The sequence below is a fragment of the Sphingomonas sp. BK069 genome, assembly GCF_014193405.1.
Classification (GTDB): Bacteria; Pseudomonadota; Alphaproteobacteria; order Sphingomonadales; family Sphingomonadaceae; genus Sphingomonas.
Genome location: NZ_JACHZH010000001.1, coordinates 1,103,110 through 1,125,812, shown reverse-complemented (window position 1 = coordinate 1,125,812; position 22,703 = coordinate 1,103,110). Strand labels below are relative to the sequence as shown.

General features: G+C 69.5%; 20 protein-coding genes. 17 read left to right on the top strand and 3 right to left on the bottom strand.

Annotated features, from left to right (window positions below):
* Window positions 1-61 precede the first annotated feature (61 nt).
* From FHY02_RS05575 to leuB, 9 genes are all read left to right on the top strand, one after another.
* Window positions 62-394, top strand: a complete 333-nt coding sequence (locus FHY02_RS05575; protein WP_183921456.1) for an AtpZ/AtpI family protein — start codon at window positions 62-64, stop codon at window positions 392-394.
* A 28-nt stretch (window positions 395-422) separates the two neighbouring features.
* Window positions 423-1,211 (top strand): F0F1 ATP synthase subunit A, encoded by a 789-nt coding sequence (locus FHY02_RS05570; protein ID WP_132909269.1) that lies wholly within the window; start codon window positions 423-425, stop codon window positions 1,209-1,211.
* Between the two features lie 41 nt (window positions 1,212-1,252).
* Complete coding sequence (locus tag FHY02_RS05565) at window positions 1,253-1,480, top strand: F0F1 ATP synthase subunit C (RefSeq protein ID WP_019515901.1); 228 nt, start codon at window positions 1,253-1,255, stop codon at window positions 1,478-1,480.
* 62 nt (window positions 1,481-1,542) lie between these two features.
* Window positions 1,543-2,037, top strand: coding sequence for an ATPase (locus FHY02_RS05560; RefSeq protein ID WP_183920849.1), 495 nt, complete (start codon window positions 1,543-1,545; stop codon window positions 2,035-2,037).
* Window positions 2,030-2,647, top strand: coding sequence for a hypothetical protein (locus tag FHY02_RS05555; RefSeq protein WP_183920848.1), 618 nt, complete (start codon window positions 2,030-2,032; stop codon window positions 2,645-2,647). The genes FHY02_RS05560 and FHY02_RS05555 overlap by 8 nt, the downstream gene beginning before the upstream one ends.
* Window positions 2,648-3,028: 381 nt before the next feature.
* Entirely contained in the window at window positions 3,029-4,846 is a 1,818-nt protein-coding gene (locus FHY02_RS05550; RefSeq protein WP_183920847.1) for a DUF885 family protein, read from the top strand.
* Between the two features lie 109 nt (window positions 4,847-4,955).
* The gene (uvrC, locus tag FHY02_RS05545; protein ID WP_183920846.1) at window positions 4,956-6,875 is read left to right on the top strand and encodes an excinuclease ABC subunit UvrC; all 1,920 of its coding nucleotides are present in this window, start codon (window positions 4,956-4,958) and stop codon (window positions 6,873-6,875) included.
* 39 nt (window positions 6,876-6,914) lie between these two features.
* Window positions 6,915-7,646, top strand: a complete 732-nt coding sequence (gene recO, locus FHY02_RS05540) for a DNA repair protein RecO (RefSeq protein WP_183920845.1) — start codon at window positions 6,915-6,917, stop codon at window positions 7,644-7,646.
* A gap of 28 nt (window positions 7,647-7,674) precedes the next feature.
* Entirely contained in the window at window positions 7,675-8,727 is a 1,053-nt protein-coding gene (gene leuB / locus FHY02_RS05535; protein WP_260172639.1) for a 3-isopropylmalate dehydrogenase, read from the top strand.
* Between the two features lie 86 nt (window positions 8,728-8,813).
* Here leuB and FHY02_RS05530 read toward each other — a convergent pair whose 3' ends face one another.
* Entirely contained in the window at window positions 8,814-9,941 is a 1,128-nt protein-coding gene (locus FHY02_RS05530) for an aspartyl/asparaginyl beta-hydroxylase domain-containing protein (protein WP_183920844.1), read from the bottom strand.
* Between the two features lie 237 nt (window positions 9,942-10,178).
* Here FHY02_RS05530 and stbB point away from each other — a divergent pair, with 237 nt between their 5' ends.
* Window positions 10,179-10,952, top strand: coding sequence for a StbB family protein (gene stbB, locus FHY02_RS05525; protein ID WP_221198472.1), 774 nt, complete (start codon window positions 10,179-10,181; stop codon window positions 10,950-10,952).
* Between the two features lie 14 nt (window positions 10,953-10,966).
* Window positions 10,967-13,711, top strand: a complete 2,745-nt coding sequence (locus FHY02_RS05520; protein WP_183920843.1) for a [protein-PII] uridylyltransferase — start codon at window positions 10,967-10,969, stop codon at window positions 13,709-13,711.
* A gap of 265 nt (window positions 13,712-13,976) precedes the next feature.
* On the opposite strand, the gene nhaA is transcribed toward FHY02_RS05520, so the two are convergent.
* Window positions 13,977-15,383 carry a Na+/H+ antiporter NhaA gene (nhaA, locus tag FHY02_RS05515; protein WP_183920842.1) on the bottom strand — a complete coding sequence of 469 codons (1,407 nt, stop codon included), beginning with the start codon at window positions 15,381-15,383 and terminating at the stop codon, window positions 13,977-13,979.
* 267 nt (window positions 15,384-15,650) lie between these two features.
* Window positions 15,651-17,027 (bottom strand): short-chain fatty acyl-CoA regulator family protein, encoded by a 1,377-nt coding sequence (locus tag FHY02_RS05510; protein WP_183920841.1) that lies wholly within the window; start codon window positions 17,025-17,027, stop codon window positions 15,651-15,653.
* 107 nt (window positions 17,028-17,134) lie between these two features.
* Between FHY02_RS05510 and FHY02_RS05505 the strand changes: the two genes are divergently transcribed.
* Genes FHY02_RS05505 through scpA form a run of 6 tightly spaced genes read left to right on the top strand, consistent with a single transcriptional unit; the run spans window position 17,135 to window position 22,622 of the window.
* Window positions 17,135-18,661: an acyl-CoA carboxylase subunit beta gene (locus FHY02_RS05505; protein WP_183920840.1), complete on the top strand. Its 1,527-nt coding sequence runs from the start codon at window positions 17,135-17,137 to the stop codon at window positions 18,659-18,661.
* Window positions 18,662-18,704: 43 nt separating this feature from the next.
* Window positions 18,705-18,992 carry a hypothetical protein gene (locus FHY02_RS05500; protein WP_183920839.1) on the top strand — a complete coding sequence of 96 codons (288 nt, stop codon included), beginning with the start codon at window positions 18,705-18,707 and terminating at the stop codon, window positions 18,990-18,992.
* Window positions 18,989-19,201, top strand: a complete 213-nt coding sequence (locus tag FHY02_RS05495; RefSeq protein WP_183920838.1) for a hypothetical protein — start codon at window positions 18,989-18,991, stop codon at window positions 19,199-19,201. The genes FHY02_RS05500 and FHY02_RS05495 overlap by 4 nt, the downstream gene beginning before the upstream one ends.
* 8 nt (window positions 19,202-19,209) lie before the next feature.
* A complete protein-coding gene (gene mce / locus FHY02_RS05490; RefSeq protein ID WP_183921454.1) occupies window positions 19,210-19,635 on the top strand; it encodes a methylmalonyl-CoA epimerase in 426 nt (141 codons plus the stop codon).
* Entirely contained in the window at window positions 19,628-20,413 is a 786-nt protein-coding gene (locus FHY02_RS05485) for an enoyl-CoA hydratase-related protein (RefSeq protein ID WP_183920837.1), read from the top strand. Before mce ends, FHY02_RS05485 begins: the two co-directional genes overlap by 8 nt.
* Before the next feature lies 1 nt (window position 20,414).
* The gene (gene scpA / locus FHY02_RS05480) at window positions 20,415-22,622 is read left to right on the top strand and encodes a methylmalonyl-CoA mutase (protein ID WP_221190039.1); all 2,208 of its coding nucleotides are present in this window, start codon (window positions 20,415-20,417) and stop codon (window positions 22,620-22,622) included.
* Window positions 22,623-22,703: the final 81 nt, after the last annotated feature.

Here is a 22,703-nt window from a genome sequence, read left to right as displayed (position 1 = left end):
GCTGCTCGCCGCTCGCGCGCACTCTCTCCTGGTCAACGAACTTCAGGGCGAGGGTGGCGGCGTGGCGGAGAACGGCCCCGGACAGGATTTCCACGACGCGGCGGACCCGCGCCTGACTTCGCTCGACGATCGGTTGAGGCAGGCGCGCCGGGACGAGGCGGTTCGCACGGGGGCTGTGCGCGACGGGGGTGATGCGGGCTATGCGCTCGGCAACCGCGTGCTCACCGCCCTCATCGGAAGTCTCGTCGGCTCGGCGCTGATCGGCTGGCTCCTCGACCGCTGGTTCGGCACGACGCCCTGGGTACTGATCGTGATGCTGTTCCTCGGGATCGGCGTGGCGTTCAGGCAGATCATTCGGTTGACGACCAAGCGTCCGGACGATCCGGGCGCTTGATCTATGTTATAGGCGCAGGGACCAGCACGTGGCGGCAGAAGGCGGCAAGATCGATCCGATGCACCAGTTCCTGATCGAGCCCGTGCTCGGTCAGCGCTGGATCGTGGGCGGCTATGACGTGTCGTTCACCAACTCCGCGCTGTGGATGGTCATCACGCTGGTCGTGCTGTGGCTGTTCATGCTCGGCGGCATGAAGCGCGAGCTCGTCCCGGGCCGCTGGCAGGCCGCGGTCGAGGGTTTCACCGGCTTCGTCCAGAACATGCTGACGTCGAACGTCGGGCCCGAGGGCAAGCGCTTCGTGCCCTATGTCTTCTCGCTGTTCATGTTCATCCTCTTCGCCAACATCCTGGGCCTGATGCCGGTCGGCATCGTGCCGGGCTGGCACCCCTTCACCGTCACCAGCCACCTGACCGTCACCGGCGTGCTGGCGATCATCAGCTTCTCGATCGTGCTGATCGTCGGCTTCGGCCGTCACGGCTTCCACTTCTTCAGCCTGTTCGTGCCGCACGGCACCCCGGCGCTGATGGTGCCGCTGATCTTCGTGGTCGAGCTGATGAGCTTCCTGGTGCGTCCCTTCTCGCTGGGCCTGCGACTGTTCGTCGCGATGACCGCGGGGCACATCCTGCTCAAGGTGCTCGCCGCCTTCGTCATCAACGGCATCAACCTCGGGCCGGGCTATGCAGTGCTGATCACCGTGCCCAGCTTCGTGCTGATGCTGGGGATCACGCTGCTGGAACTGCTGGTCGCGGCGATCCAGGCCTATGTCTTCGCGCTGCTGACCAGCGTCTATCTCAACGACGCGGTCAACCTGCACTGAGTTTTCACACCAACCTTTGTTTCTGAACGGGAGTTACTGACATGGACGCAAACGCCGCCAAGCTGCTCGGCGCCGGTCTCGCCGCGATCGGCATGGGCATCGCCGCGCTGGGCGTGGGCAACGTGTTCGCCGCCTTCCTCGAGGGCGCGCTGCGCAACCCGGGTGCCGCCGACGGCCAGCAGGGCCGCCTCTTCATCGGCTTCGCGGGTGCCGAGCTGCTCGGCCTGCTCGCCTTCGTGACGATGATCATCCTGGTGTTCGTCGCGTAAGCTCACGCCGACGGACCAGCCCCGCCCGACCACCGGGCGGGGCACAAGGATAGCGGATCACCATGCCTCAAATCAGTCAGATCGCCGCCACCTACGCCTCGCAGATCTTCTGGCTGCTCATCACTTTCGGTCTCCTGTACTTCGGGATCGGCAAGCTGATGGTGCCCAGGGTGCAGGGCGTGATGGACCTGCGTGAATCGAAGATCGCGCAGGACCTCGCGAGCGCGGAAAGCGCGCGCGTCACGGCCGACACGACCGAGGCGGCGTGGAACGCCGACATGGATGCCGCCCGAGCCGCCGCGCAGGCCGAGGTGGCCGCCGCCAAGGCGCGTGCCGCGGCCGCAGCGGAGGCGCAACTCCGCAGCGCCGACGCCGACCTCGCCGAGCGCGTCGCGCACCACGACGTCGCGGTGGCGAACGCCAAGGCGGCGGCGATGGTCAACGTCCAGACGATCGCGACCGAGGCGGCGCAGGAGCTGGTGCAGCGCCTCGCCGGCGTCGCGGTTCCCACCGAGGCCGCCAACGAGGCGGTGCGTAGGCAGCTGAACCATGGCTAACGCCCCCGCTCATCCCACCCAGGGGCCCGCCTCCGAGGGGCTGGAGTCGCACGATCTCGCCAACGGCAGCGGCTATGCCGCTTCGACCGAGCATGGCGGCGCGGGCGATCACGTCGCGCCGACCGCGCTGGGCTTCAACGACACCGGCTGGGTCGGCATTGCCGCTCTGGTGGTCCTGATCGGCATGGTGATCGTCCGCGTGCCGAAGACGATTGCGGCGATGCTCGACAAGCGCATCGGCGAGATCCGCCGCCAGCTCGACGAAGCCGCGGCGCTGCGTCGCGAGGCCGAGGCGCTGCGCGACGAATATGCCGCGCGCGCGCGCTCGGCCGAGGCCGATGCCGCCAAGATGCGCGAGAACGCGCATCATGAGGCCGCGGAGATCGTCGCCAAGGCGAAGGCCGACACCGAGCAGCTGATGGACCGCCGCGCGCGCATGGCCGAGGACAAGATCGCCGCCGCCGAGCGCGCCGCGATCGCCGAGGTACGCGCGCGGACCGCCGAGGCCGCCGCTGCCGCTGCGGCGGCGTTGATCGCCGAGCGCCACGGCGCCGAGAGCGACAAGGCGCTGGTCGACCGCGCCATCGCCGGGGTGGGGCGGCTCAACTGAGCGACGAGGGGCGTCTGGCGCGTCCCTCCGCCGCTAGCATGCTCCTGCGGGCGCAGGAGCCTGGGGCCACCAAGAGCTCGCACGCGATCCGGGGCTCCAACTTTCGCCGGAGCATGGCGGCGTCCGTGCCGGCCGAGCGCATGTCATTGGCTGCGTTCAGTGTGTGTACGCTGTATTCGTCCCCGAACCCGCGTCATCCTTGACGTTTCAGGCTTCACTGTCCCGCGAGTGCCGCGGCAGCTGAGAGCGCCGTGCCGTGGATCCTGAAACGATTTCAGGATGACGGAAGGTGGATGGTGCGAGTACGCACTTCGGTGCATCACGGCGCCTCGCTCTGCCATGACGAACCGCTCACCACCATTCCACACCCGAGGTCACCTGATGTCGCGCTCGTTCGCCGTCGCCCTGCTGCTCGCGTCCGGCGTCACCACGCCGCTGCCCGCGCTCGCCCAGGCAGTTCCCACCGCCGCCGCGCCCGGCGACTCCGCCGAGGACGCCAAGCTCAAGGCGCTGTTCGCCGCGAGCGATGAGGCCTCGCTGAAGCGCAACCCGGTCAACGCGCTGTTCCGCGGTGACCTGCGCTACGCCGACCGGCTCGGCGACCCTTTCTCCGACTCGTACATCGCCGCCGAGCGTGCCGCCGCGCAGAGCGACCTCGCCGCGCTCGCGCGGATCGACCGTACCAAACTCACCCGCACCGACCAGATCGCCTACGACGTCTTCCAGCAGCAGAGCTCGGTCAACCTGCGCGGGCTCGCGCCCGATCTCGTCGCGCTCAACATCGTTCGCCCGCTCGATCATTTCTACGGGCTGCAGACCTTCTACCCCGAGCTGGCCTCCGGGCAGGGCGCGGCGCCGTTCAACACAGTCGCCGACTATGACAACAATCTGAAGCGCAACGCGCGCTACGCCGAGCTGCTCGACCAGGCGATCACGCGCTTCCGCGAGGGCATGCGCGCGCGCATCGTCCAGCCTAAGCTGGTGGTGCGCAACATGATCGCGCAGTTTGACCATCTGCTCGAGGGCGGCGCCGCTGCCTCGCCGCTGTACGGTCCGGTCAAGACGTTCCCCACCGCGATCCCGGCGGCGGATCAGTCACGTCTTCGCGCCGCCTACACGCGCCAGATCACTGAGGTGGTCAATCCGGCGCAGCGGCGCATGCGCGACTTCCTCGAGAAAGAGTATCTGCCGGTCGCGCGCGACAGCGTCGGCCTCTCGGCGATGCCCGGCGGTGACAAGCTCTACGCCTATCTCATCGAGTCGAACACGACGCTGCCGCTTTCCGCGGAGAAGGTCCACCAACTCGGCCTCAGCGAGGTGGCGCGGATCACGCGCGCGATGGAGGCGCAGAAGGCCAAGGTCGGCTTCACCGGCTCGCTCGCCGACTTCTTCACCTTCCTCCGCGAGGACAAAAGCTTCCAGCCGTCGTCCAAGGAACAGCTGCGGCTCGGCTACGAGGCGATCGGGCGGCGGATCGACGCGCGCGTGCGCGAGCAATTCTCGCTGATTCCCAAGACCGCGCTCGAGATCCGCCCGGTGCCCGCGTTCAAGGAGAAGACCGACGCGGGCGGCTCCTACCAGTCGGGTACGCCCGACGGCTCGCGGCCGGGCGTGTTCTACTACAACACCTACGACCTCCCCGTCCGCTACATGTGGGAGATGGAGACCTTGTACCTGCACGAGGCGGTTCCGGGGCATCACTTCCAGATCAGCCTCGCGCAGGAGAATGAGTCGTTGCCGGCCTTCATGCGCTTCGGCGGCAACACTGCCTATGTCGAGGGCTGGGCGTTGTACGCCGAGACGCTGTGGCCCGAGCTGGGCATGGAGACGGACCCGTATCAGCGCATGGGTGGTCTCAACGACGAGATGCTGCGCGCGATGCGGCTGGTGGTCGATACTGGCATCCACACCAAGGGTTGGACGCGCGATCAGGCGATCGACTACATGCTCTCGCACTCGCCGATGGCGCGCACCGACGCGACCGCCGAGGTGGAGCGCTACATCGCGATCCCGGGGCAGGCGCTGGCGTACAAGATCGGGCAGCTGACGATCTCGCGGCTCAAGGCGGATGCGAAGGCGAAGCTGGGCGAGCGCTTCGACGCGCGCGCCTTCCACGCGCAGGTGCTCGACACGGGCGCGCTGCCGATGCCGGTGCTCGAGGCGAAGATCGGCGATTGGGTGAAAGGCGGGGGGAAGTAGCGGGCGGGCGGCGTTTGGTCCGCTTCCTCTTCTTCTGACTGCCGTGGGAGGCGGACGTCGCGCGCGCACCCCGTTGTCCCGCGCCACCCCAGCCCTTAGATCGCACGCGATGAACGGCAGTTACGGCCCACCCGACCGCTTCAACGAAGAGCAGGCCACCTTCACGATCCGCGGCGCCGACGCCCCCGACCTGAAGGCGGGGGAGGCGGCGATCCGCAACGTGCTCAAGACGCTGCCGCTTAAGCCCGGCGTCTATCGCATGCACGACGCCAAGGGCGACGTACTCTACGTCGGCAAGGCGCGCGCGCTGAAGAATCGCGTCGCCAATTACGTCCAGGTCGAGCGTTTGCCCAAGCGGCTCCAGCGGATGGTTTCGCAGACGCGGTCGATGACGATCGTGACGACCAACAACGAGGCCGAGGCGCTCCTGCTCGAGGCGCAGCTGATCAAGCGCTACCGGCCGGCGTACAACGTGCTGCTGCGCGACGACAAGAGCTTCCCCTTCATCCTGCTGCGCGCCGACCACGACTTCCCGCGCATCCAGAAGCACCGCGGCGCGCGTCGCGCCAAGGGCGATTATTACGGCCCCTTCGCCAGCGCGGGCAGCGTCAACAACACGCTCAACGCGCTGCAGAAGCTGTTCCTGCTGCGGAGCTGCACCGACGGCTTCTTCAAGACACGCGACCGGCCGTGCCTGCTGTACCAGATCAAGCGCTGCTCGGCGCCGTGCGTCGGCCGCATCGACCCCGCGGGCTATGCCGATCTGGTTGGCGACGCCAAGAAGTTCCTCGCCGGCAAGGCCACCGACGTCCAGGCCAAGCTGGGCGCGCAGATGCAGGCGGCGGCCGAGAACATGGACTTCGAGCTGGCCGCGGTGCTGCGCGACCGGCTCAAGGCGCTCACCTTCATTCAGGGGACGCAGTTCATCAATGCGGAGGGGGTGGGCGACGCCGACATCTTCGCGCTCGCCAGCCACGAGGGGCTGATCGGGATCGAGGCCTTCTTCATCCGCGGCGGCCAGAACTGGGGTCACCGCAGCTTCTTCCCCGCGCACACCACCGAGGTGCCCGAGGACGAGGTGCTCACCCAGTTCATGATGCAATTCTACGAGGAGGTGCCGCCCGCGCGCACCATCCTGATCGATCGCGTGCTGCCCGAGGCCGAGCTGCTGACCCAGGCCCTGTGCGAGCAGGCCGGGCGCAAGGTGGAGTTGACCGTGCCCCAGCGCGGCGTGCGCAAGCGGCTGCTCGATCAGGCGAGCCGCAACGCAAAGGAAGCGCTGGAGCGCCGCCTCGCCGAGAGCACGACGCAGGCGCGACTGCATCGCGAGCTGGCCGAGCTGTTCGAGCTGGGCGACTCGCCCGACCGGATCGAAGTCTACGACAACAGCCACATCCAGGGCACCAACGCGCTCGGCGCGATGGTGGTCGCGGGGCCGGAGGGATTCCGTAAGGGCCAGTATCGCAAGTTCAACATCAAGCAGGCTGCGACCGACGACGATTACGCGATGATGCGCGAGGTGCTTCAGCGCCGCTTCGCGCGCGCGTTGGAGGAGGACCCGGACCGCGACGGCGAGGCCTGGCCCGACCTGGTGCTGCTCGACGGCGGCCGCGGCCAGCTCAACGCCGCCAAGGCGGTGCTGGAGGATCTCGGGATCGAGGACGTGTGCCTCGTCGGCGTGGCGAAGGGGCCGCACCACGGCCGCGAGGGGCGCGAGGTGTTCCACCTGATGGACGGGCGCGAGCTGACGCTGCCGGTCAACTCGCCGTTGCTCTTCTATCTTCAGCGGCTGCGCGACGAGGTTCACCGCTTCGCCATCGGCGCGCATCGCGCCAAGCGCGCCAAGGCGATCGGCGCCAGCCCGCTCGACGAGGTCCCCGGCATCGGCCCGGCGCGCAAGAAGGCGCTGCTGATGCATTTCGGCACCGGCCGCGCGGTGCGCAACGCCAGCCTGGAGGACCTGCGCAAGGCGCCGGGGGTGAGCGCGGCGGTGGCGCAGCAGGTCTACGACTTCTATCACGCGCGCTAGGGGCTGTCGGCGGCGCACACGGCGGCCTATCTCGCTGTCATGCACCTCGCCGCCGACGCTCTGGTCCTCTCCGCCCGCGCGCACGGCGAGCATGGCGCGGTGGTGCGCGGCTTCACCCGCGACGACGGGGTGCGCCCCGGCTACGTCCGCGGCGGGCACTCGCGTCGGCTGCGCCCATCGCTTCAGCCCGGCAACGTCGTCCGCGGCGACTGGCGCGCGCGCAGCGACGATCAGCTCGCCGCGCTCACCGTCGAGCTGGTGCATAGCCGCGCGCCGCTGTTCGCCCAGCCGTTGCCTGCCGCGGCGATCGAGTGGCTGTGCGCGCTCACCGCGGGCGCCTTGCCCGAGGCGCAGCCCTATCCGCGGCTGCACGACGCGCTCGCCGCTGTGTTCGACGCGATCGAAGCGGCGCCGAGCGCGCAGGGCTGGGCCGGCAGCGTCGCCCGCTACGAGCTGCTGCTGCTCGCCGAGCTCGGCTTCGGGCTCGACCTGAGCGGCTGCACTGTCACCGGCGCGCGCGACGATCTGACCTATGTCAGCCCGCGCAGCGGCGCCGCGGTGAGCCGCGCCGGCGCGCTCGGTTACGAAGCGCGACTGCTCGTGCTGCCACCGTTCCTGCTCTCGGGCGGCGTCGCGAGCTGGGATGAGGTGCTCGCCGCGCTGGCGCTCACCGGGCATTTCCTCGCGCGCGACGTGCTGGTCGACCGCCGCCGTGACCTGCTCGCCGCGCGCGAGCGGCTGGTGGCGCGGCTCGCGCGGGCGGTTGCGTGAGCGCGCGCGCCGCGCCATGCGGTGCGGCATGACCGACTCCACCCTGATCGCGATCCTGCCCGGCGACGGCATCGGCCCCGAAGTGACTCGCGAGGCGCGCCGCGTGCTCGAGGCGCTCGACCTCGGACTGCGGTTCGAGGAGGCGCCCGTCGGCGGCGCGGCCTATCGCGCCAGCGGCCACCCGCTGCCGCCCGAGACGCTCGCGCTGGCCGATCGCGCCGCGGCGGTGCTGTTCGGCGCGGTGGGCGACCCGGCGTTCGACTCGCTCGAGCGTGCGCTGCGCCCCGAGCAGGCGATCCTCGGCATTCGCAAGCATCTCGGCACCTTCGCTAACCTGCGCCCGGCGCGGATCTTCCCGGGCCTGGCGGACGCCTCGACGCTCAAACCCGAGGTGGCGCGCGCGATCGACCTGGTGATCGTGCGCGAGCTCAACGGCGATGTCTATTTCGGCGCCAAGGGGCGCGGCACCACGTCGGCGGGCAAGCGCGAGGGGCATGACCTGATGCGCTACGACGAGGACGAGGTGCGCCGCATCGCGCGCGTCGGCTTCGAGACCGCGGCAAAGCGGCGCGGCAAGCTCTGCTCGGTCGACAAGGCCAATGTGCTCGAGACCTCGCAGCTGTGGCGCGACGTGGTGATCGAGGTGGCGGCGGACTACCCCCAGGTCGAGCTGACCCATATGTACGTTGACAATGCCGCGATGCAGCTGGTGCGCAACCCGGGCGCGTTCGACACGATCGTGACAGGCAATCTGTTCGGCGACATCCTCTCCGACCAGGCGAGCATGTGCGTCGGCTCGATTGGCATGTTGCCCTCGGCCGCGCTCGATGGCGCGGGCAAGGGGCTGTACGAACCGATCCATGGCTCGGCACCCGACATCGCGGGGCAGGGCAAGGCCAACCCGTGCGCCGCGATCCTGTCGGCGGCGATGCTGCTGCGCCACTCGCTCGGGCAGGACGCGGCGGCGGATCGTGTCGAGGCGGCGGTCGCCGCGGCGCTGACGCGCGGGCTGCGCACGCCGGACATGGGCGGTGACGCGAGCACGACCGCGATGGGTGAGGCGGTACTGGCGGGATTGTGAGCGCGAAACCGCGCCTCCGTCCTCGGATGTGAGGGGCAGCGCGCCCGCAGCGTGCGCCCGCGAGAAGCAGCGGGCCAAGAACTCCTTTACTGCCCGCCCTCGTACAGGCCGACCGCGCCGAACAGCGTCGTCAGCCCGGCGCGCTCGGCCGCGGTCAGCTCGGGGCGCCAGATCTCGAACAGCAGCACCACGCGAGGCTCGTCGCTGTCGTTCCACGCCTCGTGCTCGATCGAGTCGTCGAAGATCATCAGCTCGCCGGCGCGCACCGCGCGCTCGTCGTTGCCGACGCGCAGGCGGCAGCGCTCGGGCACGATCAGCGGCAGGTGGACGATCAGCCGCGTGTTGAGCATCCCGTTGTGCGCCGGAATGTGGGTGTGCGGTCGCAGCAGCGAGAAGAGCGCCATCGGTGAGCGCCCCGCGATGTGCGGCAGCGGTGCGGCGGCCAGCGCGGCGAGCGTCGCCGGGCAGCGCGGCGCGTTCGTGGCATGCGGCACGCCGTTCTCGAGCAGGTGGAAGGCGCTCCAGCGCGGATCGTCGAGCAGCGCATGGCCGCGGCTGGCGCGGGTCGGGTCGGCCTGCACATAGGGTGCGGAGCCGCTGCCGCTCGCGATCAACTCCTCCAGCTCGGCGCGGATCGCCGGCGCGGCCTCGACGAGCGCGGGCGCCCAGTCGAATTCCACCGCGTCGAAGAACTGGCGGTGCGGCAGGCCGGGGAAGAAGAAGCTGGTCGGCTGCTGGAGGTAGAGCTGCTTCTCGCCCGTCACCAGGGCCACCGCCTCGGTGAAGCGTGGGCCCGCGTCCGCGCCCGCCACCTCGGCGCGCAGATGGTCGGCGAAGCGTCGTGACGCCGCCGCGAGCCGATCCTGCGCGGCGCGGAGCAGCGGCTGCGCGCGCTCGGCCTCGGGCGCCCCCGACAAGGCCAGGGCGTAGAAGGAGCACGCGGCGCGATCGTCCTCGGCATAATCGCCGCGCAGCACCAGTGCCTGGCGGTGGCGCGGCTCGGCGGCGAGCACGCGATCCAGCGCCTCGGCCACCGCGCCTCGCTCGGCCCCCGTGCCGGCGCGCGCCTGGGCAAGCAGCAGCCACAGCTGCGGCGTCGCCACCCCGGCAGCGGCGACGCGCTCGAACGCGTCGCGCGCCGCGACCGCGTCGCCGCGCTGCAACGCCTCATATCCCGCCTGCGCCGATCGCGCGTGCTCGCTCTGTGCCGCCATTCGCTCAGCGTAGATTGATAATTGTCACGATTGAAGGAGGTTGTCCGCACCGAGTGGCGCTCGGGTGGCGGAACGCTTCACGACAGCGCGCACAATCCGCGCCGACACGCCCCGCAAGCGGCGTCGGACGCTCTACAAATGGGAAGGCGAAGGCGGGAGGGACGCATCACACTGAGGTCCGCGCGCGATCGGCGGCGATCTCGGATCGCGGCCGCCGTCAGATCGGGGGGATTGCGGGTGAGAGTGGCGGTCATCAATTACACGGGCACGGTCGGCAAGACGACGGTGGCCGCTCACCTGCTCGCGCCGCGGATGGGCGATGCGACGATCTTCGCGATCGAGAGCGTCAACCAGACCACGTCCGACCTGGGCCTCGAGTCCGAGGCGATGAAGGGCGAGAAGTTCGGCGTGCTTTTTCGCAAGCTGTTGATGCTCGACTCCGCCATCATCGACGTCGGCGCCACCAACGTCGAGGACTTTCTCGACCGCATGATCAAATATGAGGGCGCGCAGGAGGAGATCGACTTCTTCGTGGTCCCGGTCGTCTCCGGTGGCAAGGAGCAGAAGGAGACGATCCAGCTGGTCGACGCGCTCGCGGGCGCCGGCGTCTCGCGCGACCGCGTACGGATCCTGTTCAACCGCGTCGACAATGACGTGCGCGACGAATTCGCGCCCATCCTGATCTACGCCAAGCAGCGGCAGACCTGCATCGCCAACCCGGCCGCGGCGCTGTACGAGACCGAATTGTTCGACCTGCTCGCGGCGAAGCGACTGTCGATCGGCGCGCTGATGGCGGACGAGACGGACTATCGCGAGCCTGCGTACGATCGACAAGGGCGATGCCAAGGCGATCGCGCACTTCTCCGACATGCACGCGCTCAAGCTGCTCGCCAGGGCAGCGGCACCGCAGTTCGATCGCGCGTTCGCGGCGCTGTTCGCCTGAACGTTCGCCGTCCTCGCGCGAGCGGCGGTATGGCACGGCAGAAGGGGGCGACGCGGCGGCTCGTTTGACCTATCTGGCGCGCATGACCGGGCGCTTCGACCATCTTCCCCACCGCCGCGCGATCGTCAGCCGTCGCGCGCTCGCCGAGGCCGCGGCGGCGTTGCCGGGCGACGATCCCGCGATGCTGCGCCGCGGGCTGAGCCAGCTGCTGCGCGAGGCGCTCGACGCCGGCCGCGCGGAGATCGCCCGCCGGCTCGCCGCGACGCCCTCGCGCGGGCTCGAGGCCGCCAACGCTCAGGCCTATCTGGTCGACCAGCTGCTGGTCGTGCTCGCCGAGGTGACGACGCAGCGCCTCTACCCCATCCACAACCCGACCGCTGGCGAGCGGCTGCTGCTGATCGCGGTCGGCGGCTACGGTCGCGGCGAGATGGCGCCCTTCTCGGACGTCGACATCGGCTTCCTCACGCCCGGCAAGCAGACCCCGTGGGCCGAGCAGGTGATCGAGTCGATGCTCTACACCTTGTGGGACTTGGGGCTGAAGATCGGCCATTCCAGCCGCTCGCTGGACGAGATGGTCCGCCAGGCGAGGGCCGATGTCACGGTACGCACCGCGTTGCTGGAGGGGCGCTATGTCTGGGGCGACGAGGCGCTCTACGCCGACGCGGCGAAGCGCTTCCACGACGACGTGCGGCACGGCACCGAGCGCCAGTTCATCGCCGACAAGCTGGCCGAGCGCAACGCACGCCACGTCCGCATGGGCGACACGCGCTACGTGGTCGAGCCCAACGTGAAGGAAGGGAAGGGCGGCCTGCGCGACCTGCACGCGCTCTTCTGGATCGGCAAATATGTCTATGACGTGCAGCGCGCCGCCGAGCTGGTCGACAATGGCCTGTTCACCCGCGCCGAATATCGCGCCTTCCACCGCGCCGACAATTTCCTCTGGGCGGTACGCTGCCACCTCCACCTGATCGCCGGACGCGCCGAGGACCGGCTGACCTTCGACTATCAGCGCGAGATCGCGGAGCGGATGCGCTACGCGGCGCGGCCGGGAAAGCCGGCGGTCGAGCGCTTCATGCAATTCTACTTCCTCCAGGCCAAGGCGGTGGGCTCGCTCACCGGGCTGTTCCTGGCGCATCTCGAGGAGCGGTTCGCGCCGAAGCGGCGCTACGGCCTGCCTCGGCTGCGCCGCGCGCCGCGCAAGCTCCACGGCTTCACCGTCGACCGCGGCCGAATCGCGCTGCCCGACGACGACTTCCTCCGCGCCGATCCGGTGCGGCTGGTCGAGCTGTTCGCGCTCGCTGCGCGCGAGGTTAAGGAGATCCACCCGCTCGCGATGCGCGCCGCCACGCGTGACGCCAAGCTGGCCGCGACGGTGCGGCGCGACCCGCGCGCCAACGCCGCGTTTCTGGAGCTGCTCGCCGGCGACGCGGACCCGGAGCTGGCGCTGCGCTGGATGAACGAGGCCGGCGTGCTCGGCCAATTTGTCCCCGATTTCGCGCGTGTGGTCGCGCAGATGCAGTTCGACATGTACCACCATTACACCGTCGACGAGCACACCATCCGCGCCCTCGGCCTGCTCAGCCGGCTGGAGCACGGTCAGCTCGCCGAGGAGCATCCGCTGCCCAGCGCCGTGATCGAGCAGATCGTGTCGCGCCGCGTCCTCTACGTCGCGGTGTTCCTCCACGACATCGCCAAGGGGCGCGGCGGCGACCACTCGATCCTCGGCGCCGAGGTGGCGGAGCGGCTCGGCCCGCGCTTCGGGCTCACCCCGGCGGAGACCGAGACAGTGGCGTGGCTGGTGCGCCACCATCTGCTGATGAGCGCCACCGCCTTTCGCCGCGACCTCACCGACTTCAAGACCATCCTCGATTTCGCCGAGGTGGTGCAGAGCCCCGAGCGGCTGCGGCTGCTGCTGGTGCTCACCGTGGTCGACATCAAGGCGGTCGGGCCGGGGACGTGGAACGGCTGGAAAGGCCAGCTGCTCGGCGACCTGTACGACCGTGCGGAGGAGGTGCTGCGGCTCGGCCACAAGCAGAAGGGACGCGGCGAGCGGCTGCTCGCCAAGCAGGATGGGCTGCGCGCGGCGATGAACTGGAGCGAGGCCGAGCTCGCCGCCTACGCCCACCGCCTGCCCGAGGCCTATTGGATCGCCGAGCCTGGCGACGTGCTCGCGCACAATGCCGCGTTCGTCGCGCGCGCGGGTGACGCGCTGCTGTCGATCGACGCGCAGGTCTATCCCGAGCGCGGGGCGACGCTGGTCACGGTCTATGCCGCCGATCATCCGGGCCTGTTCAGCCGCATCGCCGGCGCGATCCACGTCGCGGGCGGCAACATCATCGACGCGCGCATCCACACCACCCGCGACGGCATGGCGCTCGACAATTTCCTCGTGCAGGACCCGCTCGGCCGGCCGTTCGACGAGGCCGGGCAGCTCGAGCGGCTCAAGACCGCCATCGAGGACGCGCTGGCAGGGCGCGGCAAGCTGACCGACCGGCTGCGCGCCAAGCCGCTGCCGCGCGCGCGCGCCGACGCCTTCCGCATCGAGCCCAACGTGCTGGTCGACAACAAGGCCTCGAACCGGTTTACCGTGGTGGAGGTGGCGGCGCGCGACCGGCCGGCGCTGCTCAACCAGCTGGCGCACGCGCTGTTCCTGTCGAAGGTGACGATCCACTCGGCGCATGTCGCCACCTTTGGCGAGCGCGCCGTCGACGTCTTCTACCTGACCGACCTCACCGGCGACAAGCTCGCGCCCGGCGCACGGCAGCGGGCGCTGGAAAAGCGGCTGCTCGCCGCGGCGGCGGGCGTGCCGTATGACGAGGCGGCGTAGACGCTCAGTCGCGCTCGTCCTCCTCGTTGGCCGCGCCGTCCGCGCCTGCGTCCTGACCTTCTCCCGCGCCGGCGCGGCTCTGACCCGTGCCGCGCTCGGCAAGATCCTCGGTGGTGGTGCCGTCGTTCTACTGATCGATGTCGGTAGCGGGGTCGGCGCCCTCGCCGGCGTTGGCGCCTTCGTCGGACCTAAGTGAGGCTCCTGCTGCTCGCTGTCCTAACCGGCCGCGCGTACGAACGGGCGCGCAAGGACACGCCGCCCTGGATTAGCCTCCGGCTTCCACTTCGTCCGCCTGCGCGACGGACGCCGCGTGCCACAGCACGCCGTAACCGAACAGGCCCGACACCAGCGACGCCGCCAGCACCGCGAGCGCGGCCATCTCGGTCAGCTCGGCCTCGGCGAAGGCGAGTTCGGCGATGAACAGCGAGATGGTGAAACCGATCCCCGCCACCGCGCCGATCCCCAGCACCATCCGCCACGTCACGCCGTCGGGCAATCGCGCCTGGCCTAGTCGGGTCGCCAGCCAGGTCGCCGCGAAAAAACCCACCGGCTTGCCAAGCGCCAGCCCGACGACAATACCGAGTGCCAGCGGCGATTGCAGCGTGTCGCCGACCAGCACCGCCGAGAAATGGATGCGCACGTTCGACAGCGCGAACAGCGGCAGCACGATGTACGAGACCCAAGGCGTGAGGATGCGCACCAGCCGCTCCGCCGCCTCGTCGGTCGCCGCCGCCATCTCGTGGAGATAGCCGAGCCGCTGCTGCGCCTTCTCCCGATATTGCTCGGCTTCTTCATCGTCGCGCGCGCGCTCGGCCGCCGCCTGCGCGGCCTTGAGTTGGTCGACCGGCTTCTGCACGCGCTCGACGAAGCGCTTCTCCGACAGGCGCGAACTGGTCGGGAGCAGCAGCCCGATCGCGACGCCGGCGATCGTCGGATGGACGCCCGAGCCGAGCACGCCGATCCATACCACCAGACCGCAGGCGATGTAGAGGATCGGCGCGACCCAGCGCAGCCGCAGCAGCACCATCATCGCGGCATAGCCGATCGCGGCGAGCAGCAGGAACCACGGCTGCAAGGTCTCGGTATAGGCCACCGCGATGACGAGCAGCCCGAAGACGTCGTCGATCGCGGCGAACGCGAGCAGCACCGCGCGGACCGCGGGCGGCAGGCGGGTGGTGAACATCGCGACGATCGCGAGGCTGAAGGCGGTGTCCATCGCCGCCACCACGCCCCAGCCGTGCTGGGTCGGCGTGCCGTAGTTGAAGGCGAGATAGAGGCCGACCGGCACCACCAGCCCGCCGATCGCGCCCGCGACCGGGAACACCGCGGTCTGCCACGAACTCAGCGCGCCCTTGACGAACTCGCGCTTCACCTCGGTGCCGATGATCAGGAAGAACAGCGGCATCAGCGCGTCGTTCACCCATTCTGCGACCGAGCGCTCGATCGCCCAGCTGCCGTAGCTGATCCGCAGCGGCCGGTCCCATAGCCGCGCATAGTCGGCGCTCCACGGCGAGTTGATCGCCACCAGCGCGATCAGCGAGGCGAGCAGCAGCGGCCCGCCTGAGACCTGCCCGATCGCGAAGAAGGGCTCGATCTTGCGTAGGATCCTGGCGGCGGACGAGTGGTGCGCGCGCGCCGCGACCTGGCCGGACAGGCGCGGGCTGAGCGCCATGGATGCGTTCTCCCGCGGGTGAGTAGTGGAAAGGATACGGGCGAACGGGGCGAGGCGTTCCCTGCGGTGGCTACCGACTGACCCGGATCAATAAATGAGTGCTGGCTTCTCCGCCCTGACCATCATCCCGGACTGGGTCCGGGATCCACCGCGCCGCTTACGCGAACAGCGTTACTCGCGCGGGTTGGTGTATCTTGGAACAAGTCCAAGGCGACGCCAAAAGATAGCCGCTCGACCTGGCAATTCCCTTCTTGCCAATCGCACCGCTCACATCACCCGATACGGCACCGCCCGCCGCTCCGCGGGATCGATCGCGATGGCGCGATCGGTCGGCGGGAAGGCGCGCTGGTCGCAGTCGACACGCGGGCACAGGCGACAGCTGATGCCGATCGGGGTCGCCGCGCCGCGCCGGTCGACCGCGTCGGCGTAGACGAAGTCGGCGGCGTGGCGCGCCTCGCACCCGAGCAGCACCGCGTAGCGCCGCGGGCTGCGCGCGAACTGGCCCGAAGGCTTGACCAGCCCCTTCGCGAGCGAGACGTAGCGCGCGCCGTCGGGCGTCTCGGCGAGCTGGACCAGGATGCGGTCGGGGATCGCGGCGGCTTCGTGAACATGCCACAGCGGGCAGGCACCCCCGAAGCGCGCGAACTGAAGCGGCGTCGCCGAGTGGCGCTTGGTGATGTTGCCCGCCATGTCGACGCGGCAGAAATAGAATGGGATGCCCTCCTCACTGGGGCGCTGCAGCGTCGAGAGGCGATGGCAGGTCTGCTCGAAGCTGGTGGCGAAGCGACGCGCGAGCCGGTCGATGTCGTGGCGCACGCGGCGCGCCTCGGCGCGAAAGGCGCGGTACGGCATGAGGAGCGCGCCCGCGGCGTAATTGGCCAGTCCGGTGGCGAGCAGCCGCCGCGCCTCCTCCTGCGCCAGCGGCGCGGCGGCGACGATCGCGTCGATCGGCGCGGCGAAGACGAGCGCGGCGAGCCGGTGCGCGATCAGGAAACGCCGGCTCTCGGCCGGGAGCGCCGCGGCGAGTGTCAGTCGTGCGCCGTCGTAGCGCGCGAGTGCGGCGTCGTCGTGCTGGTCGGTCGCGATCGCGATCCCCTGCGAGCGTAGTGCCGCCTCGACCCACTCGACGTCGCCCGCGCCGCCCTGCTCGCCGGCGAGCGCCTCCGCGGCGCGGTCGAGCGGGTCGATGTAATTGCCCGCCTCGTGAAACCAGTCGCGCACTGCCTCCCACGGCAGCCGCGCACCCGCGCCGGCGGTCATCGCTTCCTCGGCGAGCGCGGCACGCGCGTCCGCGGCGCGCTTGGCGGCGTGGAGCGCGATCAGCCGGTCGGCGAGATCGGGATTCTGCTCGGCGAGGCGCGCCACCTCGTCGGGGGACATCGGTGTCACGGCGGGATCGGCCAGCGCCTGCGCCAGCGCGGCCAGACGGCGCGCCGGCACCTCGCCCTCGATCTGCGCCAACGCGGCCGGGAAGTGGCGCGCGAGCGCGGCGAGCACCGCGCCGGTGAGCGGACGCTCGTCGCTCTCGATCTGCGACAAATAGCTCACCGACAGCGTTAGCCGCTGCGCCATGGCGCGTTGGGTGAGCCCGGCGGCGCGGCGCAGGTCGCGCAACGCGGCGCCGGCATAGAGCCGTTGCCTCATCGCATCGGCGTAGTTCGCAAGGCCTTGCTTCGCAAGTTCGCAACTTCGCATTTGCGCGCGCGCGCCGCGACGGGCAGGACGACGCCCGCACGTCACGGGAGAGTTGCATGTCCTCGACCATCGCCGAGCTGGAACGCCGTCGCGCCGCCGCCCGTGCTGGGGGCGGCGAGAAGCGCGTCGCCGCGCAGCATGCCAAAGGCAAGCTGACCGCGCGCGAGCGGCTCGACGTGCTGCTCGACGAGGGCAGTTTCGAAGAGGTCGACATGTTCGTCGAGCACAATTGCGTCGATTTCGGCATGGCGGAGCAGGTGATCCCGGGCGACGGCGTGGTCACCGGATCGGGCACGATCAACGGCCGGCTGGTGTTCGTGTTCAGTCAGGACTTCACCGTGTTCGGCGGCTCGCTGTCTGAACGCCACGCGCAGAAGATCTGCAAGATCATGGACATGGCGATGAAGGTCGGGGCGCCGGTGATCGGCCTCAACGACAGCGGCGGCGCGCGCATCCAGGAAGGTGTCGCCAGCCTCGGCGGCTATGCCGAGGTGTTCCAGCGCAATGTGCTCGCCTCGGGCGTGGTGCCGCAGCTCAGCCTGATCATGGGGCCGTGCGCGGGCGGCGCGGTCTATTCACCGGCGATGACCGACTTCATCTTCATGGTGAAGGATTCAAGCTACATGTTCGTCACCGGTCCCGACGTGGTGAAGACCGTGACCAACGAGGTGGTCACGCAGGAGGCGCTGGGCGGCGCGGTGACGCACACCACCAAGACGAGCGTGGCCGACGTCGCATTCGAGGACGATATCGAGACGCTGCTCGCCGCGCGCGATTTCATCGACTTCCTGCCTGCGTCAAACCGCGAGGCAGCGCCCGAGCGACCCACCGCCGACGCCTGGGACCGGATCGAGCCGAGCCTCGACACGCTCGTCCCCGCCAACGCCAACCAGCCGTACGACATGCACGAGTTGATCCGGAAGGTCGTGGACGAGGGCGACTTCTTCGAGATCCAGCCGGCGCACGGCGGCAACATCCTGTGCGGCTTCGGGCGGATCGAGGGGCGCACGGTCGGCATCGTCGCCAACCAGCCGATCGTGCTGGCGGGCGTGCTCGACATCAACGCCAGCCGCAAGGCGGCGCGGTTCGTGCGCTTCTGCGACGCTTTCGAGATCCCGATCGTGACCTTCGTCGACGTGCCCGGCTTCCTGCCGGGGACGGCGCAGGAGCATAACGGCATCATCAAGCACGGCGCCAAGCTGCTCTTCGCCTATGCCGAGGCGACCGTGCCCAAGATCACGGTGATCACGCGCAAGGCTTATGGCGGCGCGTACGACGTGATGGCGTCGAAGCACCTGCGCGGTGACCTCAACTACGCCTGGCCGACCGCCGAGATCGCGGTGATGGGGGCGAAAGGCGCGGTGGAGATCATCTTCCGCGGTCGCACGCCCGAGGAGATCGCCGAGCGCACCGCCGAGTATGAGGCGCGCTTCGCCAATCCCTTCGTTGCGGCGAGCAAGGGTTTCATCGACGAGGTGATCCAGCCGCACTCGACGCGTCGCCGCATCGCGCTGGGCCTGCGCAAGCTGCGCGCCAAGTCACTGGAGAACCCCTGGAAGAAGCACGACAACATTCCTTTGTGATGCTGCTTCATGCACATTATAAGGACATGTGAAGGAGTGCGCGATGCAGACTGAGCGTGTAACGTTCCTGACCACTCCCGATCACAAGGCTGCGTTGGACGCGTTCGCGCGCGAGAACGGCATGTCGGTCGGCCGTGTCGTGCGCGAGGCTACGAGCCGTTACATCGTGGACCCGACGACGTCGTCGGACGACGAGCGCGTCGTGGACCTGCTCGTGCCGCTGGTGAACGATGCCGTCGTGGACATGCGTGAGACGATCGCGGCGATGCGCGGCGATATCGAGCGTGCTTGTGCGGTCGTCGATGCGGTACTGGCAGGGGAGCCCAAGTGAGCGCCGTCGATAAAGCGCTGAGCGCGCTCAAGACCGTGATGACCGTCAAGGATCAGCTCGATCTATTGGCGAGAGACATAACGGGACTCCACGCGCGGGTCGCTGCGCTCGCGGAAGCACACGGGGGATTGCGCGATCGGGTCAGCCGGTTGGAAGGCGTAATCCAAGGAGCCGCGATGATGAACGATCGCCCCAGGCTCGAGGAATGACGAGGCCTTTGCGCCTCGGCCGCCTCAACCACGTCGGCATCGCGACCCCCTCGATCGAGCGCTCGGTCGAGACCTACCGCACGCTGCTCGGCGCCGCGGCGGTCGGCGAACCGTTCGACCTGCCCGCGCAGGGCGTGCGCGTCTGCTTCGTCGATGCGCCCAACACGCAGGTCGAGCTGATCCAGCCGTATGACGAGTCGTCACCGATCGCCGGCTTCCTGCGCAGGAACCCGGCCGGCGGACAGCATCACGTCTGCTTCGAGGTGCCCGACATCTACGCCGCGCTGGCGCATCTCACCGCGCAGGGCGCGACCGTCCTGGGCGAGCCGCGGATCGGTGCGCACGGCACGCCGATCGTGTTCGTCCACCCCCGCGACATGGGGGGCGTGCTGGTCGAACTGATGGAGGCGCCCGGTGGAGACTCGCATGACTGAGCCGTCGTTGATCCTGACTGAGCGGCTCGGCGACGTGCTGGTACTGACGCTCAACCGGCCGGACCGGCTCAACGCCGCGCCACCCGCCATGTTCGAGGCGATCACCGTCGCGTTGCGCGACCTCGGCGACGCGCGCGCGGTCCTCCTCAAGGGGGCGGGCCGCGCCTTCTGCTCGGGCGCCGACGTCGGCGCGGGCGCGCTGACCAGCGACGATCCCGGTGCTGCGACGCACGCTGCGCTGACCGACTCGTACAATCCCGCGATCCTCGCGGTCGCCGCGGCGCGCGTGCCGGTGGTGAGCGCGGTACGCGGACCGGCGGCGGGGATCGGCTGTAGCCTCGCGCTCGCCGCCGACCTCTGCGTCGCCAGCGATACCGCTTATTTCCTTCAGGCCTTCGTCAATATCGGCCTCGTCCCGGACGGCGGCGCGAGCTGGCTGCTGCCGCGGTTGATCGGGCGCGCGCGCGCGGCGGAGATGATGCTGCTGGGCGAGCGGGTGCTCGCCGCCAAGGCGCTCGACTGGGGCATGATCCACAAGCTGGTCGCGGATGTCGACCTCGACGCCGCCGCCTTCGCGCTGGCCGAGCGGCTCGCCGCCGGGCCGACGGTGGCGCTCGGCACGATCCGGCGCGGGCTGCACGCCGCGCTGGAGAGCGACCTCGCCACCGCGCTGGCGCGCGAGGCCGACGACCAGCGGGCGATGCGCGGCACCGCTGACGCGGCGGAGGGCGGCACGGCCTTCCTCCAGAAGCGCGCGCCGGCGTTCAAAGGCGCCTGACATGACCGAGATCGAGACCAACATCGGCGAGGATGCCGGCAGCACCCGTGAGCCCGTCGCTGCGCCCGAGCCGACGCCGCAGCCGAGCCATGCCGACTGGCAGGCCGCCGCCGCCAAGGAGGTGAAGGGCCGGGACCTGACTTGGCACACGCCGGAAGGGATCGACGTCAAGCCGCTCTACACCGCGGATGATGTCGCCGGCTGGGAGCCGGGCCTGCCCGGCTTCGCGCCGTTCACGCGGGGCGTGCGCGCGTCGATGTACGCGGGTCGGCCATGGACGATCCGCCAGTACGCCGGCTTCTCCACCGCGGAGGAATCGAACGCGTTCTATCGGCGCAACCTCGCCGCGGGGCAGAAGGGTCTCTCGGTCGCCTTCGATCTCGCCACGCACCGCGGCTATGACAGCGACCACCCGCGCGTGACGGGCGATGTCGGCAAGGCCGGCGTCGCGATCGACAGCGTCGAGGACATGAAGATCCTGTTCGACGGTATTCCGCTCGACCAGATGTCGGTCAGCATGACGATGAACGGCGCGGTGATCCCGATCCTCGCCTTCTTCATCGTCGCAGGCGAGGAGCAGGGCGTCGAGCGCAAGCTGCTCGACGGGACCATCCAGAACGACATCCTCAAGGAGTTCATGGTCCGCAACACCTATATCTACCCGCCCGAGCCGAGCATGCGGATCATCTCGGACATCTTCGCCTATACGTCGCGCGAAATGCCCAAGTTCAACAGCATTTCGATCAGCGGCTATCACATGCAGGAGGCGGGGGCCACGCAGCTCCACGAGCTCGCCTTCACGATCGCCGACGGCATCGACTATGTGAAATACGGCGTCGCGAGCGGGCTCGACATCGACAAGTTCGCGGGGCGGCTGTCGTTCTTCTTCGCGATTGGCATGAACTTCTTCATGGAGGTGGCCAAGCTGCGCGCCGCGCGGGTGTTGTGGCATCGCGCGATGACGCAACTCGGCGCCAAGGACGAGCGCTCCAAGATGCTGCGCACCCATTGCCAGACCAGCGGCGTGTCGCTCACCGAGCAGGACCCGTACAACAACGTCATGCGCACGACGATCGAGGCGATGGCGGCGATGCTGGGCGGCACCCAGTCGCTCCACACCAACGCGCTCGACGAGGCGATCGCGCTGCCGACCGACTTCTCCGCGCGGATCGCGCGCAACACGCAGATCGTGCTGCAGGAAGAGACGGGAATGACCAAGGTCGTCGATCCGCTCGGCGGCAGCTATTACGTCGAGAGCCTGACCAAGAGCCTGGTCGACGGCGCCTGGGCGATCATCGAGCGGGTCGAGCGCGAGGGCGGCATGGCCAAGGCGGTCGCCGCCGGCTGGCCCAAGGCGATGATCGAGGAGGCCGCCGCTGCGCGCGCGGCGCGGGTCGACCGCGGCGAGGACGTGATCGTCGGCGTCAACAAATACCGGCTGGCGGGCGAGGCGCCGATCGACATCCTCGACGTCGACAATGTCGCGGTGCGCGAGGCGCAGGTGCGGCGCATCGCCGCGGTCAAGGCGGTGCGCGACGAGGCGGCGTGCCAGCGCGCGCTCGACGCGCTACGCGAGGGCGCGCGCGGCACCGAGAACCTCCTCGCCCTCGCGGTCGACGCCGCCCGCGCGCGTGCCACGTTGGGCGAGATCTCCGCCGCGATGGAGGACGTGTTCGGCCGCTTCGGCACCCACCCGAAGCCGGTCAAGGGCGTGTACGGCGGCGCCTATACCGATGACGAGCGCTGGGCGCGGCTGGTGCGCGGCGTCGAGGCGACCGAGCGCCGCCTCGGTCGTCGCCCGCGCATGCTGGTCGCCAAGATGGGGCAGGACGGCCATGATCGCGGCGCCAATCTGGTCAGCAGCATGTTCGGCGATCTCGGCTTCGAGGTCGTGCCCGGCCCGCTGTTCCAGACACCGAAAGAGGCCAGCGCGCTCGCGCTGGAGCAGGACGTCGACGTCGTCGGCGCCTCCAGCCTCGCCGCCGGGCACAAGACGCTGATCCCGGAGCTGATCGGCCACCTTCGCGAGGCCGGACGCGCCGACATCAAGGTGATCGCGGGCGGCGTCATCCCCGCGCAGGACTATGACGTGTTGCGTGAAGCCGGCGTGCAGGCGATCTTCGGTCCCGGCACGAACCTGATCCAGGCGGCGGAGGAGGTGCTACGCCTGCTCGGCCACAATATGCCGCCAGACGAGGAGGCCGCATGATGTTCCTCTGCCGGCGTGAAAATGCGCCACGCTGCCTCACTCCCACTCGTCATCACCGACGTGTTCCAGAACCCACCGGCC